The following is a 20,420-nucleotide window of genomic DNA, read 5'->3' on the forward strand; positions in this document are numbered from 1 at the left end:
ATGAACCAGCCGCTCGCGGGCTTCGCTCCCGCACCCGTCACCGCCCGCATGGAGAACCACGGGCAGCACATGCTCAAGGTCGCCATGCAGACCGGCAACGACCTCTTCGCGCGCGTGGGCTCGATGGTCGCCTACGAGGGCTTCGTGCAGTACGAGCCCAACCCGCCGGCCGTCCGCCAGATCGCCCGCGACTGGATCACGGGCGAGGGCGCCCCGCTGATGAAGTGCTCCGGCGACGGGCTGCTCTACCTCGCCGACTACGGCGCGAACGTCGTCGTGATCAACCTCAACGGGGACGGCATCTCCGTCAACGCCACCAACCTGCTCGCCTTCGACGCCCACCTGAGCTGGGGTGTGGAGCGGGTCAAGGGGCTCGCGAAGTTCGCCGGGCAGGGCCTGTGGAACACGCGGATCTCCGGGCAGGGCTGGGTCGCGCTGACCTCCCGGGGCACGCCGATCGTCGTGGACTGCGGCGGCGGCGAGGACGAGACGTACGTCGACCCGGACGCGCTCGTCGCCTGGTCGCCGAACCTGAAGGTCAAGGGCAAGCGCAGCTTCAAGGCGCAGTCGCTGATCGGCCGGGGCAGCGGCGAGGCCTACCAGATGGCCTTCTCCGGACAGGGCATCGTCGTCGTCCAGCCCAGCGAGGACAGCACCGACCGCCTGCGGATCCGGGGCTGAGGGGGAGAGTCAACACGCCATGCAGAGCCCGATTTTCGCGTACAACGACAACCAGACGCAGGAGCGCTGGAGCCTGCAGAACCCGCAGCTGCTCCGGGTCGTCCTGGAGGGCCACGACGACCTCCTCGCCCGCAAGGGCACCATGGTCGCCTACCAGGGCCTGGTGGAGTTCGACGCCGAGTACCACGGCAACGGCCAGCGGCGCGCGCGTGCCCACACGGGCGAGGGCCTGGACCTGATGCGCTGCCACGGCCAGGGCACGGTCTACCTCGCCAACCTCGCCCAGCACGTGCACATCATGGACGTGGAGCAGGACGGGCTGACCGTCGACAGCTCCTACGTGCTCGCCATGGACTCCTCGCTGCACCACGAGGTCATCGCCGTCGACAGCCTCTACGGCATCTCCGGCTCCGGGAAGTACCAGCTCAACATCACCGGACGCGGCCGGGTCGCCCTGATGACCTCCGGGTCGCCGCTGCTGATGCAGGTCACCCCGGACCGGTACGTCAACTGCGACGCCGACGCGATCGTGGCCTGGTCGACCGGGCTGCGGGTGCAGATGCAGGCCCAGACGCACTCCTCCGGGGTGTGGCGCCGGCGCGGCAGCACCGGTGAGGGCTGGGAGCTGAGCTTCATGGGCTCCGGGTTCGCGCTGGTCCAGCCCAGCGAGCTGCTGCCGCCGCAGAACGCGGTGATCGGCCAGGGACTCGCCGCCCAGTTCGGCATGGGCCAGCAGGGAGCGCGCGGCGCGAACCAGGGCAACGTCTGGAGCTGACCGCAAGAAGCGCGTGTGTAAGGGCCGACCACCATGGTGGTCGGCCCTTACCCACGCGCCGGTGCGGTCACAGGCGCGCGCGGACCGCCGCCAGCAGTCGTACGACCGAGTCGTCGGCGACGCCCGCGACCTCGTCGTAGGCGAACCAGCGCAGGTCGAGGGACTCGTCGCTGATCACCTCGACGGCGCCGGAGGGGGCGAGGGCCGCGTACTGGACGTCGAAGTGCCAGTGGCACGGCGACGGGATCGGGTGCCGGTCCAGGCGCACCGGGCCGCCGGGCAGCAGCGTGAGCCCGGTCATGCCCGACTCCTCGGTCGCCTCGCGCAGCGCGGCCGCCGCCACGGTGGCGTCGCCCGGCTCGCAGTGGCCGCCCATCTGGAGCCACATCCGCAGCTTGCGATGGAGCGTGAGCAGCACCCGGCCGCGCTCCGGGTCGATCACCAGGGCGCTCGCCGTCACATGGCCCGCGTGACAGGCCTTCCACATGCCGTCGGCATGGGCCGCGAGGTGGTCGAGGTAGGACTGGCGCAGCTCGTCCTGGCCCTCGTACCCCTTCAGCACGAGGACCGCGTCGTCGTACAGGCTCACTCGGTGCCGTCGCCCTCGGTCTCGTCGTCCTTCTTCCTCGGGTTCGGCTGGTCGGCGGCCTCGCCGAGCATCTTGTCCAGCTCGGAGAAGTCCAGCTGCTCGCGGTGCACGAAGCCGTCCGGGTCGTCCAGGTCGGTCGCGGTCGGCAGCATGTCCGGGTGGTGCCACAGGGCGTCACGGCCGTCGACACCGCGCGCGTCCGCGAGCGAGGCCCACAGGCGGGAGGCGTCGCGCAGCCGGCGGGGGCGCAGCTCCAGGCCGATCAGCGTGGCGAACGTCTGCTCCGCGGGGCCACCGGTCGCGCGGCGGCGGCGCAGGGTCTCGCGCAGGGCGTCGGCGGACGACAGACGGGGCTTGGCGGCCGCGTGGACCACCGCGTCCACCCAGCCCTCCACGAGCGCCAGAGCGGTCTCCAGGCGCGCCAGGGCGGCCTTCTGCTCGGGCGTGTCCTCGGGCTGGAACATGCCCTGCTGGAGCGCGTCCTGCAACTGCTCGGGGTTCTGCGGGTCGAACTGGCCGACCACGTCCTCAAGCTTCGCGGTGTCGACCTTGATGCCGCGCGCGTAGCCGTCGACCGCGCCGAACAGGTGCGAGCGCAGCCACGGCACATGCGCGAACAGCCGCTGGTGGGCGGCCTCGCGCAGGGCCAGGTAGAGCCGCACCTCCTCCAGCGGCACGCCCAGGTCCTTGCCGAAGGCCTCCACGTTGGCCGGCAGCAGCGCGGCCTTGCGGGCCGGGCCGAGCGGCAGGCCGATGTCCGTGGAGCCCACGACCTCGCCCGCGAGCACGCCGACGGCCTGCCCGATCTGCGTGCCGAACATGGCGCCGCCCATCGAGCGCATCATGCCGATCAGCGGGCCCGCCATGGCCTGCATCTCCTCCGGCAGCACATCGCCCATGGCCGCGCCGACCCGCTCGGCGACCGGGTCGACCAGTTCCTGCCAGGCCGGCAGGGTCGCCTCGACCCACTCCGCGCGCGACCAGGCCACCGCGGAGGCGGAGCCGGACGGCAGGGACGTCGCGTCGTCCAGCCACAGGTCGGCCAGGCGCACGGCCTCCTCGACGGCCCTGCGCTCGGCCGGGCCCACGCTGGCGTCCTTGGAGCCGTCCGCGGTGCCCTGCGCGACCGTCTGGCGGGCGATCTGCTTGGCCATGTCCCAGTTCACCGGGCCGCCCTCGTACGAGAGCATCTGGCCCAGCTGCTGGAACGCGGCACCGAGGTCGGTGGGGTTCAGCGAACCGAACATGGCTGCGAGCGGATTGTCGGCGCCGGGGCCGCCAAAGCCACCGGCTCCGGGCATGCCGCCGAAACCGAACGGGTTGGCCGGTCCCTGCCCACCACCGCTCTGCTGGTCCTTCTTCTTGCCCTCGTCGCCGTCCTCCGGCTCCTCCGGCGGAAGGCCGAAACCGAATGGGGTGTCACTCACGGGATTCCTCGGCTGGTAAGGCCACCGGTCTTCTCCGGCGGCGCGGCTGCCCGACAACACCACCCAGCGTAGACACCCGGACCCGATCGGGCCTCGATGCTTCGCCCGCGGAAGGCCTGCGGCAGGATGGATACACCTCGTACGTGCGCGTCACTCACGCCCGTACAGAAGACAACCGCTGGAGATGCCGGGTGAGTTCCCCAGATCCGCAGGTTCGCGCAGCGCGAAACCACTCAGCCCCGTCCGCCGGGCGTCGACCCGCCGTGCGCGGGCCCGTCGTCGCGGTCACCGGTGCCGCGACCGGCGTAGGAGCCCTGCTCACGGCCCGGCTGGCCGCGTCGGAGGAGATCCGGCAGGTCGTCGCGATCGACGAGCGGCGCGGGGAGTGCGAAGAGGCGCAGTGGCACATCCTGGACGTCCGCGATCCGGCCATCGCGGACAAAATGCGCGGCGCGGACGTGGTGGTGCACCTCGCGCTCGACCTGGATCTCGGCAGCGACGCGGCCGCGCGGACCGCTTACAACGTCCGGGGGACGCAGACCGTGCTGACCGCCGCGGCGGCGGCCGGGGTGCACCGGGTGGTGCTGTGCACGTCCGCGATGGTCTACGGCGCGCTCCCGGAGAACGAGCTGCCGCTGTCGGAGGACGCCGAGCTGCGGGCGACGGCCGAGGCGACGGGCGTCGGGGACCTGCTGGAGATCGAGCGCCTCGCCCGGCGCGCGCCCCGGGCCCACCCCGGCCTGAACGTCACCGTCGTACGGCCCGCCCTGCTCGTCGGCGGTACGGACACCGCGCTGACCCGGTACTTCGAGTCGCCGCGGCTGCTCGTCGTGGCCGGTTCGCGGCCCGCGTGGCAGTTCTGCCATGTCGAGGATCTGTGCGGGGCGCTGGAGTACGCCGTCCTGGAGAAGGTCGACGGGGAACTCGCGGTCGGCTGTGACGGGTGGCTGGAACAGGAGGAGGTCGAGGAGCTCAGCGGTATCCGGCGGATGGAGCTGCCGTCCGCGGTGGCGCTGGGCGCGGCGGCCCGGCTGCACCGCATCGGGCTCACGCCGTCCCCCGCGGGGGACCTCGCCTACACGATGTACCCGTGGGTGGTCAGCGGGAGCCGGCTGCACGACGCGGGATGGCGTCCGCGGTGGACCAACGAGGAGGTACTCGCGGAGCTGCTGGAGGAGGTGGCCGGGCGGCACACGGTGGCCGGGCGGCGGCTCGGGCGCAAGGACGCGACGGCCGCGGGGGCGGCGGGCGCGACGGTGGCGCTGCTCGGCGCGGCGGCGGTGGTACGGCGGGCCCGGAAGGCACGTCGGCGCTGAGGCGCCCGGCGCGGGACGGAGCAGGACGGAGCGGGCGCGACCGCCGGAGAGGCGTCCGGCACGGCCCCCGCCCGTGACGGGTGAGCCTGGTATTCCTCGCTGTCGTACCCGTGCGGCACGATGGGGGCATGGCTGAGATGAGCGAGCATCCCGGGGAGCGGGGCGCGCAGGGGCCCGTGAAGTTGATCGGTGTGCGGGAGAGCGCGCTCTCGGTGGACGAGGTGTTCCGGGCGGTCGGGGACGACGCGGCCGGGGGGATCGCGTTGTTCGTGGGGACGGTGCGCAATCACGACGGGGGTGCCGACGTGGACGCGCTCGGGTACTCCGGCCATCCCAGTGCCGAGGCCGAGATGCGGCGGATCGCCGAGAAGGTCGTCGCGGACTATCCGGTGCGGGCCCTGGCCGCCGTGCACCGGGTCGGGGACCTGGCCGTCGGGGACATCGCCGTGGTCGTCGCGGTGGCGTGTCCGCACCGGGCGGAGGCCTTCGAGGCGTGCCGCAGACTGATCGACGACCTCAAGCACGAGGTGCCGATCTGGAAGCACCAGAGGTTCTCGGACGGCACCGAGGAATGGGTCGGCGCGTAGCACCGTCGCCAGGAGCGGTGGCCGGGTGCCGGGAGGGGGCGCGTAGCGCGTTCGGCGCCTGCTGGATGAGCGGCCCGCTGCGCCGAACCGGTCACTCCCGGCCCACCGCTCCCTGCGGTTGCGTAACCGGCCCCCACCCGTGAGCGTTGTGAGTGCGGATGGTTAATCTGCTGATCAGTCAGTTGCGGACGCTCACGGCGTTGGGAGGTCGGCATGGGCGCGCTTGTCTGGCTGCTGATTCCGCTTATGGGTGCGATCGGCGGCGGGCTGTGGGGCAGTTGGGCCAACCGGACGCGCAGGGCGCGCAGCGACGGGCCCGAACTCGACGGGTACGCGCGGTTCCGCGAGGCGATGGAGCGGTCCCACACGGGCGCTGACGGCGCCTGACGGGGGTGCCCTGACAGTGCGCGGACAGAGGCGTCACGTACTGTCGAGGCATGCCACGCCGCACCGCGACGATGCTCGCCTCCACCCTGATGCTGATCGCGCTCCTGTGCGCCGGAGTGCTCATCCCCGTCCCGTACGCGGAGATGTCCCCCGGCCCGACCGTGAACACGCTCGGGGAGCACCAGGGCGAGCCGGTGCTGCAGATCTCCGGGCGCAAGACGTATCCGACCGACGGCCACCTGAACATGACCACGGTCCGGGTGACCAGCGTGGACTTCCGGATGAACCTGGTGGAGGCCGTCTACGGCTGGCTGTCGCGCGACAGCAAGGTGGTGCCGCACGACACGCTCTACCCGAAGGGGACGACGGAGGAGCAGTCCTCGCAGCAGAACGCCGAGGAGTTCAGCCAGTCGCAGGAGAGCGCCAAGGTCGCCGCCCTGAAGCAGCTCGGCGTCCCGGTGAGGTCCTGGGTGATCGTCTCCACCGTGATCAAGGACTCCCCGGCCGAGGGCAGGCTGCACGCCGGTGACGTGATCAAGGCGGTCGACGGCAAGGCGGTCAAGCAGCCCTCCGACGTCGCCGAGTTCGTCACCCGGCACAAGGCGGGCCAGAAGGTGGTCTTCACCGTCGTGCCCGCCAAGGAGCAGGCCGCCGCGGAGAAGGCGCACCGGACGGCCACCACGACGCGGGACGTCACGATCACCACGGCCGCCTCCGACGACAGTGGGCCCGAGCGGGCCATCGTCGGGATCTCGGCCGGGACCGACCACACGTTCCCGTTCAGCATCGACATCAAGCTCGCCGACGTCGGCGGGCCCAGCGCCGGCCTGATGTTCGCGCTCGGCATCTACGACAAGCTCACCCCGGGCAGCCTGACCGGCGGCAAGTTCGTGGCCGGTACCGGCACCATCGACGACAACGGCACGGTCGGGCCGATCGGCGGCGTCGACATGAAGACCCTCGGCGCGCGCGGCAAGGGCGCCCAGTACTTCCTGACGCCCGCCGACAACTGCGCCGAGGCCGCCGCGGACAAGCCGGGCGGGCTCACCCTGGTCAAGGTCAAGACGATCAAGGACGCGCTGAACGCGCTCAAGGACATCCGGAGCGGGAACACCGCGGCGCTGCCGCAGTGCGCCGCCAAGGGCTGATCAATCCCGGTGTGACGAGGCCGGGGGCGCCGCACGACCGGGAGGCGCCCCCACTGCCGTGCCCGGCGCCCGGCGACCGGTGACCGCCGCCCCCGGCCGCCGTGACCGCCGCCCCCGGCCGCCGTGACCGGCGACCGGTGGCATCCCCGGGCAGCGGAGATCAGTCGGCGAACGTCGCCGTCAGCGCCTCCGCGAGGCCCGGGACCAGGTCGGGGCCGGTCAGGACCTCCGTCGGGGAGTCCTTCTCGCGCAGCCGCAGCGCCGACTCGCGGGCGCCGTCACGCAGCACCGCCACCGTCATCCGGACCTCCTGGCGCTCGGGGTGGTCCGCCACCCACTTGGCCAGCTTGGCCTCGCTGAGGTTCTTCGGGACCTGTGCCTCGGCGGACGGCGGCAGCATCAGCCGCTCCACCGTGAGCGCGCAGCCGGCCACCGCGTCGGGCCAGGCGATGGTGGCGAGGAACTCGTCGAGCGGCTTGCCGGACGGGATCTCGTCCTGCTCGATCGGGGTGAGACCGGCGGTCTCGGACTCGACCTCAAGGCCCAGCTGGGCCGCGAGCGCGGGTTCCTGGCTGCGCAGCCGAGCGGTGTCTACAAGGGCGAAGAGGCGAGCGGGCTGGTCCCAGCCGAGGCCGGAGGCGTACTCGTCGATCTCCAGTACGGCCCGGGTGAGCGGGCTCGCCGCCATGGGAGTGTTGGACATGGTCACAATCCTGCCTCGTTCCCCACCGGAATCGGGAACCGGCCAGGGCCTGAGTAAGTTGCATATGTGTCGGCCCGCGATCACGGGGGGCCACCGGGGCCCCGGAGCACGGGGCCCGAGGGATCGAGAGCGAACTTCGAGGGGCGCACCTTGGCTTTCCAGATGCCGGACCGCGGCCAAGGCCCTGCGGGGCCACGGACGGGGGCGGGCCGCCCGTCCCGGCGGGTGAGGGTCCTGCTCCTGACGCTGGGCGTGCTCACCGTCCTCGGTATGACGTTCAGCATGTTCGCCGGCTTCTGGACGAACTGGCTGTGGTACCGGTCGGTGCACTACTCGTCCGTGTTCACCACCACACTGTGGACCAAGATCGGGCTGTTCCTCGTCTTCGGTCTGCTCACGGCGTTCGCGGTCGCCCTCAACATCTGGCTCGCGCACCGGCTGCGGCCCCCGCTGAGCGCCATGTCCATGGAGCAGCAGAGCCTGGACCGCTACCGGATGGGCCTCGCGCCGTACAAGACCTGGCTGCTGCTCGGGGTCAGCGCCCTGGTCGGACTGATCGCGGGCGCCTCGGCGGCCGGCCAGTGGCGCACCTGGCTGATGTGGGTGAACGGAGTCCCCTTCCACCAGAAGGACCCCCAGTTCCACCTCGACATCTCCTTCTACGCCTTCGACCTGCCCTGGTTCCGGTTCCTGCTGGCCTTCGGCTTCGCCGCCGTGATCCTGTCCCTCATCGCCGCCGCCTTCACGCACTACCTGTACGGCGGCCTGCGCCTCACCAGCCCCGGGGCGCGCGCCACCGCCGCCGCGACCAGTCATCTCTCGGTGCTGCTCGGTCTGTTCGTCGCCCTCAAGGCGGTCGCCTACTGGCTCGACCGGTACGGCCTGGCGGTGAAGTCCAGCGACTTCAAGACCACGGGCAACTGGACCGGGCTGCGCTATGTCGACGCCAACGCCTATCTGCCGGCCAAGACGATCCTGTTCTGCATCGCCGTCATCTGTGCGCTGCTGTTCTTCGCCACCCTGTGGCGGCGCACCTGGCAACTGCCGGTGATCGGCTTCGGCCTGATGGTCCTCTCCGCGATCCTGATCGGCGGGCTCTACCCGGCGATCGTGCAGAAGTTCCAGGTCGAGCCCAACGAGCAGGCCAAGGAAGCCCCGTACGTGCGGAAGAACCTCACGGCGACCCGCGAGGCGTACGGCATCGACGACACCGAGGTCACCAAGTACGACGGCAGGTCCACCGTCTCGGACAAGGCCAGGCTGCGCGCGGACGCGAACGACGCGGCGAGCATCCGGATCATGGATCCGAACATCGTCTCGCCCACGTTCGAGCAGGCGCAGGAGATGAAGGACTACTACAGCTTCCCGGCCAACCTGGACGTCGACCGGTATCCCACCAAGGACGGCAAGCTCCAGGACACCGTCATAGGGCTGCGCGAGCTGAACCTGAAGGGCATCCCGAAGCACAACTGGATCAACGACCACTTCCGTTACACGCACGGCTACGGCGTGGTCGCCGCCAAGGGCACCGAGGCCGCCGACGGCCAGCCCGTCTTCACCGAGTACGACCTGCCCTCCAAGGGCGAACTGCCCACCTACGAACAGCGGGTCTACTACGGCGAGAAGACCACCACCTACTCCATCGTCGGCGGTCCCCAGAAGGAGGTCGACCGCCCCACCGACAACAACGGCGAGGTGACCACCAGTTACGCCGGCAAGAGCGGGGTGGACCTCGACAACCCGCTGAACCGGGCGGCGTACGCGATGGCGTTCAACGAGCCGCAGATCCTGTACTCGGGCGCGATCGGCAAGGGCTCGCGGATCCTCTACAACCGCACGCCCAAGGAGCGCGTCGAGGCGGTCGCCCCCTGGCTGACCATCGACGGCGACGCCTACCCGGCCGTCGTCAAGGGCCGCATACAGTGGATCATCGACGGCTACACGACGTCGAACGGCTACCCGTACTCCTCCCGTACGACCCTCGGCGACACCACGGCCGACTCGCTGACCGCCGGCAGCGACAACCGCAGCGTGGTGGCCCCGCAGAACCAGGTCAACTACATCCGCAACTCCGTGAAGGCGACCGTCGACGCGTACACCGGCGAGGTCAGGCTGTACCAGTGGGACACCCAGGACCCGGTGCTGAAAACCTGGATGAAGGCGTTTCCCGGCACGGTGCGGCCCAAGAGCGCGATCTCCCCGCAGCTGCTGTCCCATCTGCGCTACCCCCAGGACCTTTTCAAGGTCCAGCGCGAGCTGCTCACCCGCTACCACGTGACGGACCCGCAGACGTTCCTCACCGGCAGCGAGGTGTGGCAGGTGCCGGACGACCCGACCAACAAGTCGGGCGACGCGGTACCGCCGTACTACCTGAGCATGAAGATGCCCGGCCAGACCCGGCAGGCGTTCTCGCTGTCGACCACGTTCACGCCGACCGGCCGGTACAACCTCAGCGCCTTCATGTCGGTCGACTCCGAGGCGGACAGCAGCGACTACGGCAGGATCAGGATCCTGAAACTGCCGACCAGTACCACGGTCGACGGGCCCAGACAGGTCCAGAGCCAGTTCAACTCCGAACAGGACGTCGCCGCCGCGATCAAGCTCCTCAAGGGCGGCGACTCCGAGGTGGAGTACGGCAACCTGCTGACCGTGCCGCTGGACGGCGGACTGCTCTATGTGGAGCCGGTCTACGTACGCGGCGGCGGCCTGAAACTCCCCTTGCAGCGCAAGGTGTTGGTCACCTACGGGGACCGGCCACCGGCGTTCGAGAACACGCTCGGCGAGGCGCTGGACAAGCTCTTCGGCACCAGCTCCGCCGCCGCCGGCCCGCCGGACGGCGGCACCGAGGCCCCGCCCGCGTCGAGCGATCCGACCGTCCAGCAGGACCTCGCCGACGCCCAGAAGGCGTTCGACGCCGGTCAGCGGGCGTTGAAGCAGCCCGACGGCCCCGACTGGGGCGCGTACGCCAAGGCCCAGAAGGACCTCAAGGCGGCGCTGGAGCGGGCGCAGGACGCGGAGAAGCAGCCGAAGCACAAGGGCTGATCACCCTCGCCCCGCGTCGTGATACGGTTGGCTCACAACGACGCGGGGTGGAGCAGCTCGGTAGCTCGCTGGGCTCATAACCCAGAGGTCGCAGGTTCAAATCCTGTCCCCGCTACTGAAGTCGAAGGCCCGGATCCTTTTGGATCCGGGCCTTCGTGGTGTGTGAACGCGCGGCGGGCGAACACAAGTTGGGAAGGGAGCTACCGCCGTGCCGCCGTGAGGAGTTGCGCGCTGTGTGTTTGACTTGTCGTCCTGTGGGCATGTCGACAAAACGCTGAAGTGACCTCACGGGGTGGGGTATACCGGGTGTACCCAGGTTGCGGGTGGTGCGACGATGGACGTTATGGGGGACAAGGCAACTCTGTTCGAGTCAGGGCGATTTGTACAGAATTTCGGTGAGGGGTCGGTCCGCGACGAGGTGGGCGACATGGCGGACGCCGACGACGAGGTGCGCCTCGCGCTCGCCGCACGCTGCGGCGACGCGGAGGCCGCCAGCGTCCTCGGCGCCATGCTGCTGCGCCGCGGCGACCTCGACGGAGCGGAGTCCCATCTGCGGGCCGCCACCGCGGCCGGCGACCGGGCCGCCGCCAACAACCTGGGCGTCCTGCTGCACCAGCGCGGGTACGCCGACGAGGCCGCCGGGTGGTGGCGCATCGCCGCCGTCGCCGGTTCCGCCGCCGCCGCGCACGCGCTCGGCCGCTACCACCGCGAACGCGGGGACGAACCCGCCGCCGAGTACTGGCTGCGCCAGTCCGCCGAGCAGGGCCATGTCCTCGGCGCCTACGCGCTCGCCGACCTCCTGGAGCACCGCGGGGACGCCGGGGCCGGGCACTGGATGCGGCTCGCCGCCGAGCGGGGGCACCGGGAGGCCGCGTACCGGGTGGCGCGTGCGCTCGACCGCGGGGCCGGGGACCGGGGCGGGAGTGGGGGTGACAACGCTGTCGCGGAGGCCGAGCAGTGGTACCGGCAGGCCGCGGCGCGCGGGCACCGGCGCGCCGCGCTGCATCTCGGGGCGATCCTGGAGCAGCGCGGGGAGCTGAAGGAGGCCGGGCGTTGGTATCTGACCTCTGCCAAGGACGGCGAACCGCGGGCCGCCTGCGCCCTCGGCTTCCTGCTGCGGGACGCCGGGGACACCGAGTCCGCGGCCGTGTGGTGGCTGCGCGCCGCCCAGCAGGGCGACGGCAACGCGGCCAACGCGCTCGGCGCGCTGCACGCCGAGCGGGGCGAGACCCAGACCGCCGAGCGCTGGTACCGGGCGGCGCTGGACGCGGGGGACGACAACGGCGCGTACAACCTCGGGCTGCTCTGCGCCGCACAGGGGCGCACCGCGCAGGCCGAGCAGTGGTACCGGCGCGCCGCGTACGCCGGGCACCGGGAGGCCGCGAACGCGCTGGCCATCCTGTTGCTCCAGGTCGGCGACACGTCCGGGGCGGAGCCGTGGTTCTCCAAGGCGGCCGAGGCGGGGAGCGTCGACGCGGCGTTCAACCTCGGCATCCTGTACGCCGGGCGCGGCGAGGGGGCGATGGCGCTGCGCTGGTACGAGCGGGCGGCCTCGGCCGGGCACACCGAGGCCGCGCTCCAGGTCGGCATCGCGCGGCTGCGCGAGCGCGACGAGCGGGCGGCCGAGCGGCATCTGCGCTGTGCGGCGGGGGGCGGCAGCGCGGAGGCGGCATACCGGTTGGCCGCCCTGCTGGACGCCCGTCGGCCGCCGCGGCCCGCGCACGAGCTGGGGGAAAGCGCGCGCGAGAAGGCCGAGTGCGAGGAGTGGTACGAACGGGCGGCGCAGCAGGGGCACCGGCGGGCGCAGGTGCGGGTCGGCATGCTCGCGTCCGCGCGGGGGGACGTGGTGGAGGCGGCGCGGTGGTACCGGGCGGCGGCGGAGGCGGGGTCGCGGAACGGAGCGTTCAACCTGGGTCTGCTCCTGGCCCGCGAGGGCAGCGAGCCGGAGGCGGCGGTGTGGTGGACGCGGGCGGCTGATGCCGGTCACGGCCGCGCGGCCCTGCGCCTGGCCCTCGTCTACGCCCGCCGCGGCGAGCTGGCCGAGGGGCAGCGCTGGGCGACGCGCGCGGCGGAACTGGGGCCGGCCGAGGTCACGGAGCGGGCGGGCCGGCTGCGGGACGCGCTGCGCGAGGAGCTGTCGGCGTGAGTGGCCCTGGTCACTCGGGCCCGAATGGATTTGCCTCCGTCGGCTTCCCCCGCGTAATGTCGTGTTCACCGACGCGGGGTGGAGCAGCTCGGTAGCTCGCTGGGCTCATAACCCAGAGGTCGCAGGTTCAAATCCTGTCCCCGCTACTGAATGCCGAGGGCCGGAATCCAGAAATGGGTTCCGGCCCTCAGTCGTGTCCGGGGCGCGGAGAGCCGGGTACGGAGAGCCGGGTACGGAGACCCGGACGCGGAGGGTCCGGGGCAAACGGAAGGTCCGGCAAGGAAAAAAAGGGGGCTCGCGCCCCCTGGATCCCAAAACGGTGACGTCAGACGCCCGCGCAGTCCGGGCACAGCCCCCGGTACGTCACCTCGACGTCCGACACCGTGAAGCCGAAGCGCTCGGTGTCGGGGAGGTCCGCCAGGGGGTTGCCCGTGGGGTGGACGTCGCGGATCGCGCCGCAGCGGGCGCAGACCAGGTGGTGGTGCGGCCGGTGCGCGTTCGGGTCGTACCGCTTCGCGCGCTTGTCCGTCAAGACTTCCAGCACCTCACCGAGGGTGACCAGCTCGCCCAGCGTGTTGTAGACGGTCGCCCGGGAGATCTCCGGCAGCTTCGCGACGGCCCGCGCGTGCACCTCGTCGGCCGTCATGTGGACGTGCTCGCCGTCGAGGACCTCGGCCACCACGCGTCGCTGCGCGGTCATCCGCCATCCGCGTCCACGCAGCCGTTCCAGAAGGTCGCTCATGGCTACCAGCCTAACAGCAAGGGGGACCAGGACGGGAATAGGTGTGAGTTTGGAACCCTGCTTGACTTGGATTTAGTCCAATGTAGGATCTGGAACGGCTTTGGCCAAGGAACAGGATTGGCCGGCGTAGACGCAGGAGGCGCACGTGACGCAGGGACCGCTCACCACGGAGGCCGGTGCCCCGGTCGCCGACAACCAGAACAGCGAGACGGCGGGCGTCGGCGGCCCGGTGCTGGTCCAGGACCAGCTGCTGCTGGAGAAGCTGGCGCACTTCAACCGTGAGCGCATCCCGGAGCGGGTCGTGCACGCGCGCGGCGCCGGCGCCTACGGCACCTTCACGGTGACCGCGGACGTCACCCCGTACACCAGGGCCGCCTTCCTCTCCGAGGTCGGCAAGGAGACCGAGGTCTTCCTGCGCTTCTCGACGGTGGCCGGCAACCTGGGCGCGGCGGACGCCGTCCGTGACCCGCGCGGCTTCGCGGTGAAGTTCTACACCGAGGAGGGCAACTACGACCTCGTCGGCAACAACACCCCGGTCTTCTTCATCCGGGACGCGATCAAGTTCCCCGACTTCATCCACACCCAGAAGCGCGACCCCTACACGGGCAGCCAGGAGGCCGACAACGTGTGGGACTTCTGGGGGCTGTCCCCGGAGGCCGCGCACCAGGTGACCTGGCTGTTCGGCGACCGCGGCATCCCGGCGTCGTACCGGCACATGGACGGCTTCGGCTCGCACACCTTCCAGTGGAACACCTCCGACGGGCCGGACGGCGAGGTCTTCTGGGTCAAGTACCACTTCAAGACCGACCAGGGCATCAAGAACCTCACCGCCAGTGAGGCCGCGGTGCTCGCGGGCACGGACCCCGACTCCCACCAGCGCGATCTGCGTCAGGCGATCGAGCGGGGCGAGTTCCCGAGCTGGACCGTGGGCGTGCAGATCATGCCGGCGGCGGACGCGGCGTCGTACCGCTTCAACCCGTTCGACCTGACCAAGGTGTGGCCGCACGCGGACTACCCGGTCATCGAGATCGGCAAGCTGGAGCTGAACCGCAACCCGCGCAACGTCTTCGCGGAGGTCGAGCAGTCGGTCTTCAGCCCCTCGCACTTCGTGCCGGGCATCGGCCCCTCGCCCGACAAGATGCTCCAGGGCCGGCTCTTCGCGTACGGCGACGCGCACCGCTATCGCGTCGGCATCAACGCCGACCACCTGCCGGTCAACCGCCCGCACGCCACCGAGGCGCGCACCCACGCCCGTGACGGCTTCCTCTACGACGGCCGGCACGGCGACGCCAAGAACTACGAACCCAACAGCTTCGGCGGGCCCGGGCAGACCGGGCGCGCGCTGTGGCGGTCGTACGACGGTTTCGCCGCCGGCACCGGCGACCACCCGACCCCGCGGCACGCCGAGGACGACGACTTCGTGCAGGCCGGCAACCTCTACCGGCTGATGTCGGAGGGGGAGAAGGAGCGGTTGATCGCCAACCTGGCCGGGTCGATCTCCCAGGTCTCGCGCGAGGACATCGCCGAGCGCGCGATCGCCAACTTCGCGGCCGCGGACGCCGACTTCGGCAAGCGTCTGGAGGTGGCGGTGCGGGCGCAGCGCGGCTGACGCGGCGGCGCGGAGGGCCGCGTCGGACGGGCCGGAGCCCCAGGGGCTCCGGCCCGTCCGACGTCTTCGGGAGCCCGCTGCCCTCAGGTGCCCGCTCGGGCCAGTGGGGCGCGCTCGCGGGCCGGGGACCAGCAGCGGATGATGTCCCGGACCGAGACGATGCCGGCGACCTCGCCGCGGTCGAGCACGATCAGATGCCGGAAACCACCGTGCGTCATCGCGTCGGCGGCCTCCTCCAGCGTCCAGGTCGGCGCGGCGAAGACGGCGTCGGTGGTGGTGTGGGCGTGGGCGCGCTCGGTGTCCGGGTTCTGGCCGAGACCGACGGAGTTGAGGATGTCGCGCTCGGTGAGGATGCCGATGCCGCCGGCGTCCGGATCGAGGATCACGGCGGCACCGACGCGCCGGGCGGACATCAGCGTGGCTGCCTCACGGAGGGTGTGGGCGGGGCCGAGGACGAGGATCACCGTGCTCATGGCGTCGCGGACCAGCATGGGTGGGGCCACCTCCTGGGGCCCGGGGCCTTGTCCCCGGATTCACAAGTTCACAAGTGGGGGTGACCTCAGAGTCTCAGGTCAAGGCCGGGTCAACAAGAGGGCGCGCGTTGGTCGCCGGGGGGCGTGCGCAGGCGTCCCGCAGGCATCACTGGCGCCGGTTGAGATACCCCAGCAACGCGTCGTGCAGCAGGCCGTTGGACGCGGCCGCGTTGCCGCTGTGCGGGCCGGGGCGGCCGTCGAGTCCGGTGAAGGTGCCGCCGGCCTCGGTGACGACGATGGCGGGGGCGGCCATGTCCCACAGGGACAGCTCCGGCTCCGCGCAGATGTCCACGGAGCCCTCGGCGACCATCATGTACGGCCAGAAGTCGCCGTACGCACGGGTGCGCCACACCTCGCGGGTGAGGTCCAGGAAACCGCCGAGGCGGCCCTGCTCCTCCCAGCCGGAGAGGGACGAGTAGGCGAACGAGGCGTCCGCGAGGGTGTTGACGCCGGAGACGTGGATACGGCTCGCCGAGGTCAGGTTGCGGCCGGTGAAGGCGCCGTGGCCCTTCGCGGCCCACCAGCGGCGGCCGAGGGCCGGGGCGGAGACGAGGCCCACGACGGGGTGGTGACCCTCCCCGCTCTCGGCCTCGCCCGAGTGGGAGGTGCCTCCGCCGTCCGCCTCCATCAGCGCGATCAGGGTGGCCCAGACCGGGACGCCGCGCACGTAGTTCTTCGTGCCGTCGATCGGGTCGATCACCCAGCGGCGGGGGCCGGAGCCCTCGACGCCGTACTCCTCGCCGAGGACCGCGTCTCTGGGGCGGGCGCGCTGGAGCTGGCCGCGGATGAGTTCCTCGGCCGCCTTGTCCGCCTCGCTCACCGGTGTCATGTCCGGCTTCGTCTCCACCTTCAGGTCCAGCGCCTTGAAGCGGTCCATGGTGGCCGCGTCGGCCGCGTCCGCGAGGGCGTGGGCGAGGCGGAGGTCGTCGAGGTAGTCCGGCATGTACGCCACGCTATCGGTCGGGGTCGGGGCGGGCCAGCGTGGGGGGTGGCCGGGCGGTTCGCGGGCGGCTCGGGGTCGCGCGCGGCGCACGACACGCGCACCCGGCACACGGCCTTCCGCTCCACGGTGACCGCCCCCTTGACACCACCCGAAAGCCCGTCAAATCTGGGCGGAACGCCGTTTACCCCAGGGAGGCGACGATGGCTGCGGCCCGGGAGTCCTTGCTGGACGCCGCTTACACGGCGCTGGCGCGTCGGCCGTGGTCGGCGGTGCGCATGGTGGAAGTCGCCGCCGCGGCGGGCGTGTCCCGGCAGACCCTGTACAACGAGTTCGGCAGCAAGGACGGCCTCGCGCGGGCGCTGGTACGGCGGGAGGCCGACGGCTATCTCGCGGGCGTGGAGCGCGCCCTCGCCGGCGCCGGCGGCATCTGGGAGCGGCTGACCGCCACCGCCGAGTGGACGGCCGTCGCGGCCCAGGACAACGCGCTGGTACGGGCGTTGCTCACCGGCTGCTGGACCGAGCGGCTGCCCGCCCCGCCCAGGGGCCGCGCACCGACCACCTCCCCGGTCCCGGCCCAGCGCCGCGCGGAGGCGCCGCTGCCCTCGCCCCCCGACCTCGTACGGATGGTCCGGGACCGCGCCGTCGTCGCGCTGTCCGGGCCCGGCACGGGCCCTTCGGCCACCGTGGAACTCGCCCGCTCCTGCGAACTGGTCGTCCGCCTCGCCCTCTCCTGCGTCGCGGCACCACCGGGGGAGGGCGGGGTCGCCGAACTGATCCGTGCCGTGGCCCCGCGCCAGACGGTCTGACCTACGCGTCTTCCACCGCGTGTCCCGCGGCTGCGGCGGGCCGGGGGCGGTGTCCTAGCGAGCCGAGCCCGACAACTGAAGCCCGACGATCCCCACGATCACGAAGCTGATGGACACGATCTTCAGGGTGGAGACCACATCGCCGAGGAAGATCATGCCGTAGACCGCCGTGCCGGTCGCGCCGATGCCGGTCCAGACGGCGTACGCGGGGCCGACGTCGAGTTTGCGCAGGGACAGGGTCAGGAGGCCGAAGCTGCCGAGGGCGAAGGCGGCGAAGGCGATGGTCGGCCACAGGCGGGTGAAGCCGTGGGAGAGTTTGAGGCACACGGCGAAGCCGGTCTCCAGTATTCCGGCCACGATCACCAGCAGCCACGCCATGTGCGGTCCTCCCGTTGATCCGGATCTCCGGTCCGGTGCGATTATGCACTTGCCGCACCGCCGACCGGGCGAACAACGCGAAGGTCAGTCGCCTTCCGTGCGCTCCCGCGTGGCCAGCAGTCGCCGCAGCGAGTACAACCGGGCCGGATCCGCGTGCCCCGCCGCCACCCACGCGTCCAGCGCGCAGTCCGGCTCGTCGTGGCTGCACGCGCGCGGGCACTCCGCGGTGCCGGGCTCCAGGTCCGGGAAGGCGTGGATGACCCGGGACGGATCGATGTGCGCCAGGCCGAAGGACCGTACGCCCGGGGTGTCGATCACCCAGCCGCCGTCGTCCGCCAGCGGCAGCGCCAGCGCCGACGTGGTGGTGTGGCGGCCCCGTCCCGTCACCGCGTTGACGTGTCCCGTGGTACGTCGCCGCTCCTCGGGGACCAGCGCGTTCACCAGTGTCGTCTTGCCCACGCCGGAGTGCCCCACGAACGCGGTGATCCGGCCGTCCAGCAGCTCCCGCACCCGGTCCGCGGCGTCCCCGTTCTCCAGCTCCTCGCGGCTGGTGACCGCATAGGGGATGTCCAGGTCGCCGTACAGCTCCAGCAGCTTGTCCGGCGGTGCCAGGTCCGACTTGGTCAGCACCAGCAGGGGTTCGAGGCCGCCGTCGTACGCCGCCACCAGGCAGCGGTCGATCAGACGGGGACGGGGCTCGGGGTCGGCGAGGGCCGTGACGATCGCCAGCTGGTCCGCGTTGGCGACCACCACGCGCTCGTACGGATCGTCGTCGTCCGCCGTGCGCCGCAGCACGGACTTCCGCTCCTGGATCCGTACGATCCGCGCGAGCGTGTCCTTCTTGCCGGACAGATCGCCGACCAGTGCCACCCGGTCGCCCACCACCGCCGCCTTGCGGCCCAGCTCCCGCGCTTTCATCGCCATCACGACCCGGTCCTCGACCAGGCAGGTCAGCCGCCCCCGGTCCACGGTGAGGACCAGCCCCTCGGCCGCGTCCTCGTGTTTGGGCCGGATGTTCGTCCGCGGCCGGTTGCCCTTGCGGTTGGGGCGGGTGCGGATGTCGTCCTCGTCGGTGTGCTTGCCGTAGCGGCGCATGGCGTGTCCCTACTGCCCGAGCATCCCGGTCCACAGCTCGGGGAAGTCCGGCAGGGTCTTCGCCGTCGTCGCGATGTTCTCGATGCGTACGCCCTCGACCGCCAGGCCGATGATCGCGCCGGCGGTGGCCATGCGGTGGTCCTCGTAGGTGTGGAAGGTGCCGCCGCGCAGGGCGCGCGGGCGGATGTGCAGACCGTCGGCCGTCTCCGTGACGTCGCCGCCGAGTTCGTTGATCTCCTTGGTGAGCGCGGCGAGCCGGTCCGTCTCGTGCAGCCGCAGATGGGCCACGCCCCGCAGCGTCGAGGGGGAGTCGGCGAGCGCGGCGACGGCCGCGATGCCCGGGGTCAGCTCGCCGACGTCGCTCAGGTCGACGTCGATGCCGTGGACGGCGCCGGAGCCGGTGAACACCAGCCCGAGGTCGGTGAGTTCGCAGGAACCGCCCATCTCGGTGAAGATCTCCCGCAGCCGGTCACCCGGCTGGGTGGTGCGCTCCGGCCAGTCCGGGATCAGCACCTTGCCGCCGGTCACCAGGGCCGCCGCCAGGAACGGCTGCGCGTTGGACAGGTCCGGCTCGATCGTCAGGTCCCGGCCGAGCAGCGCGCCCGGCGTCACCCGCCACACGTTCGGCTCGCCGCCCGACTCGGGGGTGTCCACCTGGGCGCCGACCGCGCGCAGCATGTCCACCGTCATCCGGATGTGCGGCATGGACGGCAGGCTCGCGCCGGTGTGCCGGACCTCGACGCCCTGGTTGAAGCGGGGGCCCGAAAGCAGGAGCGCGGAGACGAACTGAGAGGAGGACGACGCGTCGATCGACACCGGGCCGCCGTCCAGCGCCCCGCCGCCGTGCACGGTCATCGGCAGCGCGCCCCGGCCGTCGTCGTCGATCCGCGCGCCGAGCCGGCGCAGCGCGTCGATCACGCCGTGCAGGGGGCGCTCGTACGACCGCGGGTCCCCGTCGAACCGGATGGGACCGTCGGCCAGCGTGGCCACCGGCGGCAGGAACCGCATCACGGTGCCCGCGTTGCCGACGTCCACCGTGGCCGGGCCGTGCAGGCCGGTCGGCAGCACCCGCCACGCCTCGCCGGTGCCGTCCGGGCCCACGCCCTCCTCGATCTCGACGCCCATCGCGCGCAGCGCGCCCGCCATCAGCAGGGTGTCCCGGGAGCGCAGCGGGCGGCGCAGCCAGCCGGGCTCGGAGGCGAGGGCGGCCAGCACCAGGGCGCGGTTGGTGACCGACTTGGACCCCGGCACGTGGACGGTGGCGTCGACGGCGCCGCTCGCGTGCGGAGCGGGCCAGAGGGCGGAGGAGGCGGTGTTCGGGGCCATGGGCCCACTTTATAAGGAGGGCAGGGGCTCAACCTTCCGGCGTCCGCCGCCGCTGCCGCCGTGAGAAGCCCCGGACACCGCCGTGAGAAGCCCCGGACACCGCCGACAGAAGCCCCGGACACCGGCCGCGAGTGACTCCGGACGACTTGGCAGCCGACCGCCTCGGGTCTCCGCGGCCGGCGCTCCC

Annotated in this window: 19 protein-coding genes and 2 tRNA genes; 12 read left to right on the top strand and 9 right to left on the bottom strand. The window is 71.8% G+C overall.

The features are described from left to right. Together ACWDD7_RS14395 and ACWDD7_RS14400 are read left to right on the top strand one after the other, a co-directional pair. Nucleotides 1–681: an AIM24 family protein gene (locus ACWDD7_RS14395; protein ID WP_351878821.1), complete on the top strand. Its 681-nt coding sequence runs from the start codon at nucleotides 1–3 to the stop codon at nucleotides 679–681. A gap of 19 nt (nucleotides 682–700) precedes the next feature. Next, nucleotides 701–1,456, top strand: coding sequence for an AIM24 family protein (locus ACWDD7_RS14400; protein WP_392218011.1), 756 nt, complete (start codon nucleotides 701–703; stop codon nucleotides 1,454–1,456). 67 nt (nucleotides 1,457–1,523) lie between these two features. Here the strand turns inward: ACWDD7_RS14400 and ACWDD7_RS14405 are convergent, their stop codons facing one another. Both ACWDD7_RS14405 and ACWDD7_RS14410 read right to left on the bottom strand, forming a co-directional pair. Next, nucleotides 1,524–2,045: an NUDIX hydrolase gene (locus tag ACWDD7_RS14405; protein ID WP_351878817.1), complete on the bottom strand. Its 522-nt coding sequence runs from the start codon at nucleotides 2,043–2,045 to the stop codon at nucleotides 1,524–1,526. Then, on the bottom strand, nucleotides 2,042–3,472 hold the full coding sequence (locus tag ACWDD7_RS14410) for a zinc-dependent metalloprotease (RefSeq protein WP_450457564.1): 1,431 nt from the start codon (nucleotides 3,470–3,472) through the stop codon (nucleotides 2,042–2,044). Before ACWDD7_RS14410 ends, ACWDD7_RS14405 begins: the two co-directional genes overlap by 4 nt. Nucleotides 3,473–3,663: 191 nt before the next feature. Between ACWDD7_RS14410 and ACWDD7_RS14415 the strand changes: the two genes are divergently transcribed. The 4 genes from ACWDD7_RS14415 (at nucleotide 3,664) to ACWDD7_RS14430 (ending at nucleotide 6,910) form a co-directional block, all read left to right on the top strand. After that, nucleotides 3,664–4,788 carry an SDR family oxidoreductase gene (locus ACWDD7_RS14415; RefSeq protein ID WP_351878813.1) on the top strand — a complete coding sequence of 375 codons (1,125 nt, stop codon included), beginning with the start codon at nucleotides 3,664–3,666 and terminating at the stop codon, nucleotides 4,786–4,788. A gap of 128 nt (nucleotides 4,789–4,916) precedes the next feature. After that, nucleotides 4,917–5,375: a molybdenum cofactor biosynthesis protein MoaE gene (locus ACWDD7_RS14420; RefSeq protein WP_351878810.1), complete on the top strand. Its 459-nt coding sequence runs from the start codon at nucleotides 4,917–4,919 to the stop codon at nucleotides 5,373–5,375. Between the two features lie 213 nt (nucleotides 5,376–5,588). Next, nucleotides 5,589–5,762 carry a hypothetical protein gene (locus tag ACWDD7_RS14425; protein ID WP_351878807.1) on the top strand — a complete coding sequence of 58 codons (174 nt, stop codon included), beginning with the start codon at nucleotides 5,589–5,591 and terminating at the stop codon, nucleotides 5,760–5,762. A gap of 50 nt (nucleotides 5,763–5,812) precedes the next feature. After that, complete coding sequence (locus ACWDD7_RS14430; RefSeq protein ID WP_450457565.1) at nucleotides 5,813–6,910, top strand: YlbL family protein; 1,098 nt, start codon at nucleotides 5,813–5,815, stop codon at nucleotides 6,908–6,910. A gap of 160 nt (nucleotides 6,911–7,070) precedes the next feature. Here ACWDD7_RS14430 and ACWDD7_RS14435 read toward each other — a convergent pair whose 3' ends face one another. Then, nucleotides 7,071–7,613: a PPA1309 family protein gene (locus ACWDD7_RS14435; protein ID WP_351878801.1), complete on the bottom strand. Its 543-nt coding sequence runs from the start codon at nucleotides 7,611–7,613 to the stop codon at nucleotides 7,071–7,073. Between the two features lie 162 nt (nucleotides 7,614–7,775). Here ACWDD7_RS14435 and ACWDD7_RS14440 point away from each other — a divergent pair, with 162 nt between their 5' ends. The 4 genes from ACWDD7_RS14440 to ACWDD7_RS14455 all read left to right on the top strand — a co-directional run bounded on the left by ACWDD7_RS14440 (nucleotide 7,776) and on the right by ACWDD7_RS14455 (nucleotide 12,947). Then, complete coding sequence (locus tag ACWDD7_RS14440; protein WP_450457663.1) at nucleotides 7,776–10,655, top strand: UPF0182 family membrane protein; 2,880 nt, start codon at nucleotides 7,776–7,778, stop codon at nucleotides 10,653–10,655. 41 nt (nucleotides 10,656–10,696) lie between these two features. Next, a tRNA-Met gene (locus ACWDD7_RS14445) sits at nucleotides 10,697–10,770 on the top strand. 219 nt (nucleotides 10,771–10,989) lie between these two features. Continuing rightward, entirely contained in the window at nucleotides 10,990–12,801 is a 1,812-nt protein-coding gene (locus tag ACWDD7_RS14450; protein ID WP_450457566.1) for a tetratricopeptide repeat protein, read from the top strand. Nucleotides 12,802–12,873: 72 nt separating this feature from the next. After that, nucleotides 12,874–12,947, top strand: a tRNA-Met gene (locus tag ACWDD7_RS14455). A gap of 179 nt (nucleotides 12,948–13,126) precedes the next feature. On the opposite strand, the gene ACWDD7_RS14460 is transcribed toward ACWDD7_RS14455, so the two are convergent. Beyond that, nucleotides 13,127–13,543: a Fur family transcriptional regulator gene (locus ACWDD7_RS14460; protein ID WP_450457567.1), complete on the bottom strand. Its 417-nt coding sequence runs from the start codon at nucleotides 13,541–13,543 to the stop codon at nucleotides 13,127–13,129. A 145-nt stretch (nucleotides 13,544–13,688) separates the two neighbouring features. Between ACWDD7_RS14460 and ACWDD7_RS14465 the strand changes: the two genes are divergently transcribed. Continuing rightward, nucleotides 13,689–15,152 (top strand): catalase, encoded by a 1,464-nt coding sequence (locus ACWDD7_RS14465; protein ID WP_450457569.1) that lies wholly within the window; start codon nucleotides 13,689–13,691, stop codon nucleotides 15,150–15,152. 83 nt (nucleotides 15,153–15,235) lie between these two features. On the opposite strand, the gene ACWDD7_RS14470 is transcribed toward ACWDD7_RS14465, so the two are convergent. Both ACWDD7_RS14470 and hisN read right to left on the bottom strand, forming a co-directional pair. Further along, a complete protein-coding gene (locus ACWDD7_RS14470) occupies nucleotides 15,236–15,643 on the bottom strand; it encodes a CBS domain-containing protein (RefSeq protein WP_450457570.1) in 408 nt (135 codons plus the stop codon). 148 nt (nucleotides 15,644–15,791) lie between these two features. Next, on the bottom strand, nucleotides 15,792–16,628 hold the full coding sequence (gene hisN, locus ACWDD7_RS14475) for a histidinol-phosphatase (RefSeq protein WP_351869965.1): 837 nt from the start codon (nucleotides 16,626–16,628) through the stop codon (nucleotides 15,792–15,794). Between the two features lie 200 nt (nucleotides 16,629–16,828). Between hisN and ACWDD7_RS14480 the strand changes: the two genes are divergently transcribed. Continuing rightward, nucleotides 16,829–17,434, top strand: coding sequence for a TetR family transcriptional regulator (locus tag ACWDD7_RS14480; RefSeq protein ID WP_392218025.1), 606 nt, complete (start codon nucleotides 16,829–16,831; stop codon nucleotides 17,432–17,434). Between the two features lie 54 nt (nucleotides 17,435–17,488). Here the strand turns inward: ACWDD7_RS14480 and ACWDD7_RS14485 are convergent, their stop codons facing one another. From ACWDD7_RS14485 to aroA, 3 genes are all read right to left on the bottom strand, one after another. Next, nucleotides 17,489–17,812, bottom strand: a complete 324-nt coding sequence (locus ACWDD7_RS14485; protein WP_351869960.1) for a DMT family transporter — start codon at nucleotides 17,810–17,812, stop codon at nucleotides 17,489–17,491. A gap of 84 nt (nucleotides 17,813–17,896) precedes the next feature. Further along, complete coding sequence (rsgA, locus tag ACWDD7_RS14490) at nucleotides 17,897–18,907, bottom strand: ribosome small subunit-dependent GTPase A (protein ID WP_351869957.1); 1,011 nt, start codon at nucleotides 18,905–18,907, stop codon at nucleotides 17,897–17,899. Nucleotides 18,908–18,916: 9 nt separating this feature from the next. Then, the gene (aroA, locus tag ACWDD7_RS14495) at nucleotides 18,917–20,233 is read right to left on the bottom strand and encodes a 3-phosphoshikimate 1-carboxyvinyltransferase (protein ID WP_450457573.1); all 1,317 of its coding nucleotides are present in this window, start codon (nucleotides 20,231–20,233) and stop codon (nucleotides 18,917–18,919) included. Nucleotides 20,234–20,420: the final 187 nt, after the last annotated feature.

The organism is Streptomyces sp. NPDC001056, assembly GCF_053598955.1.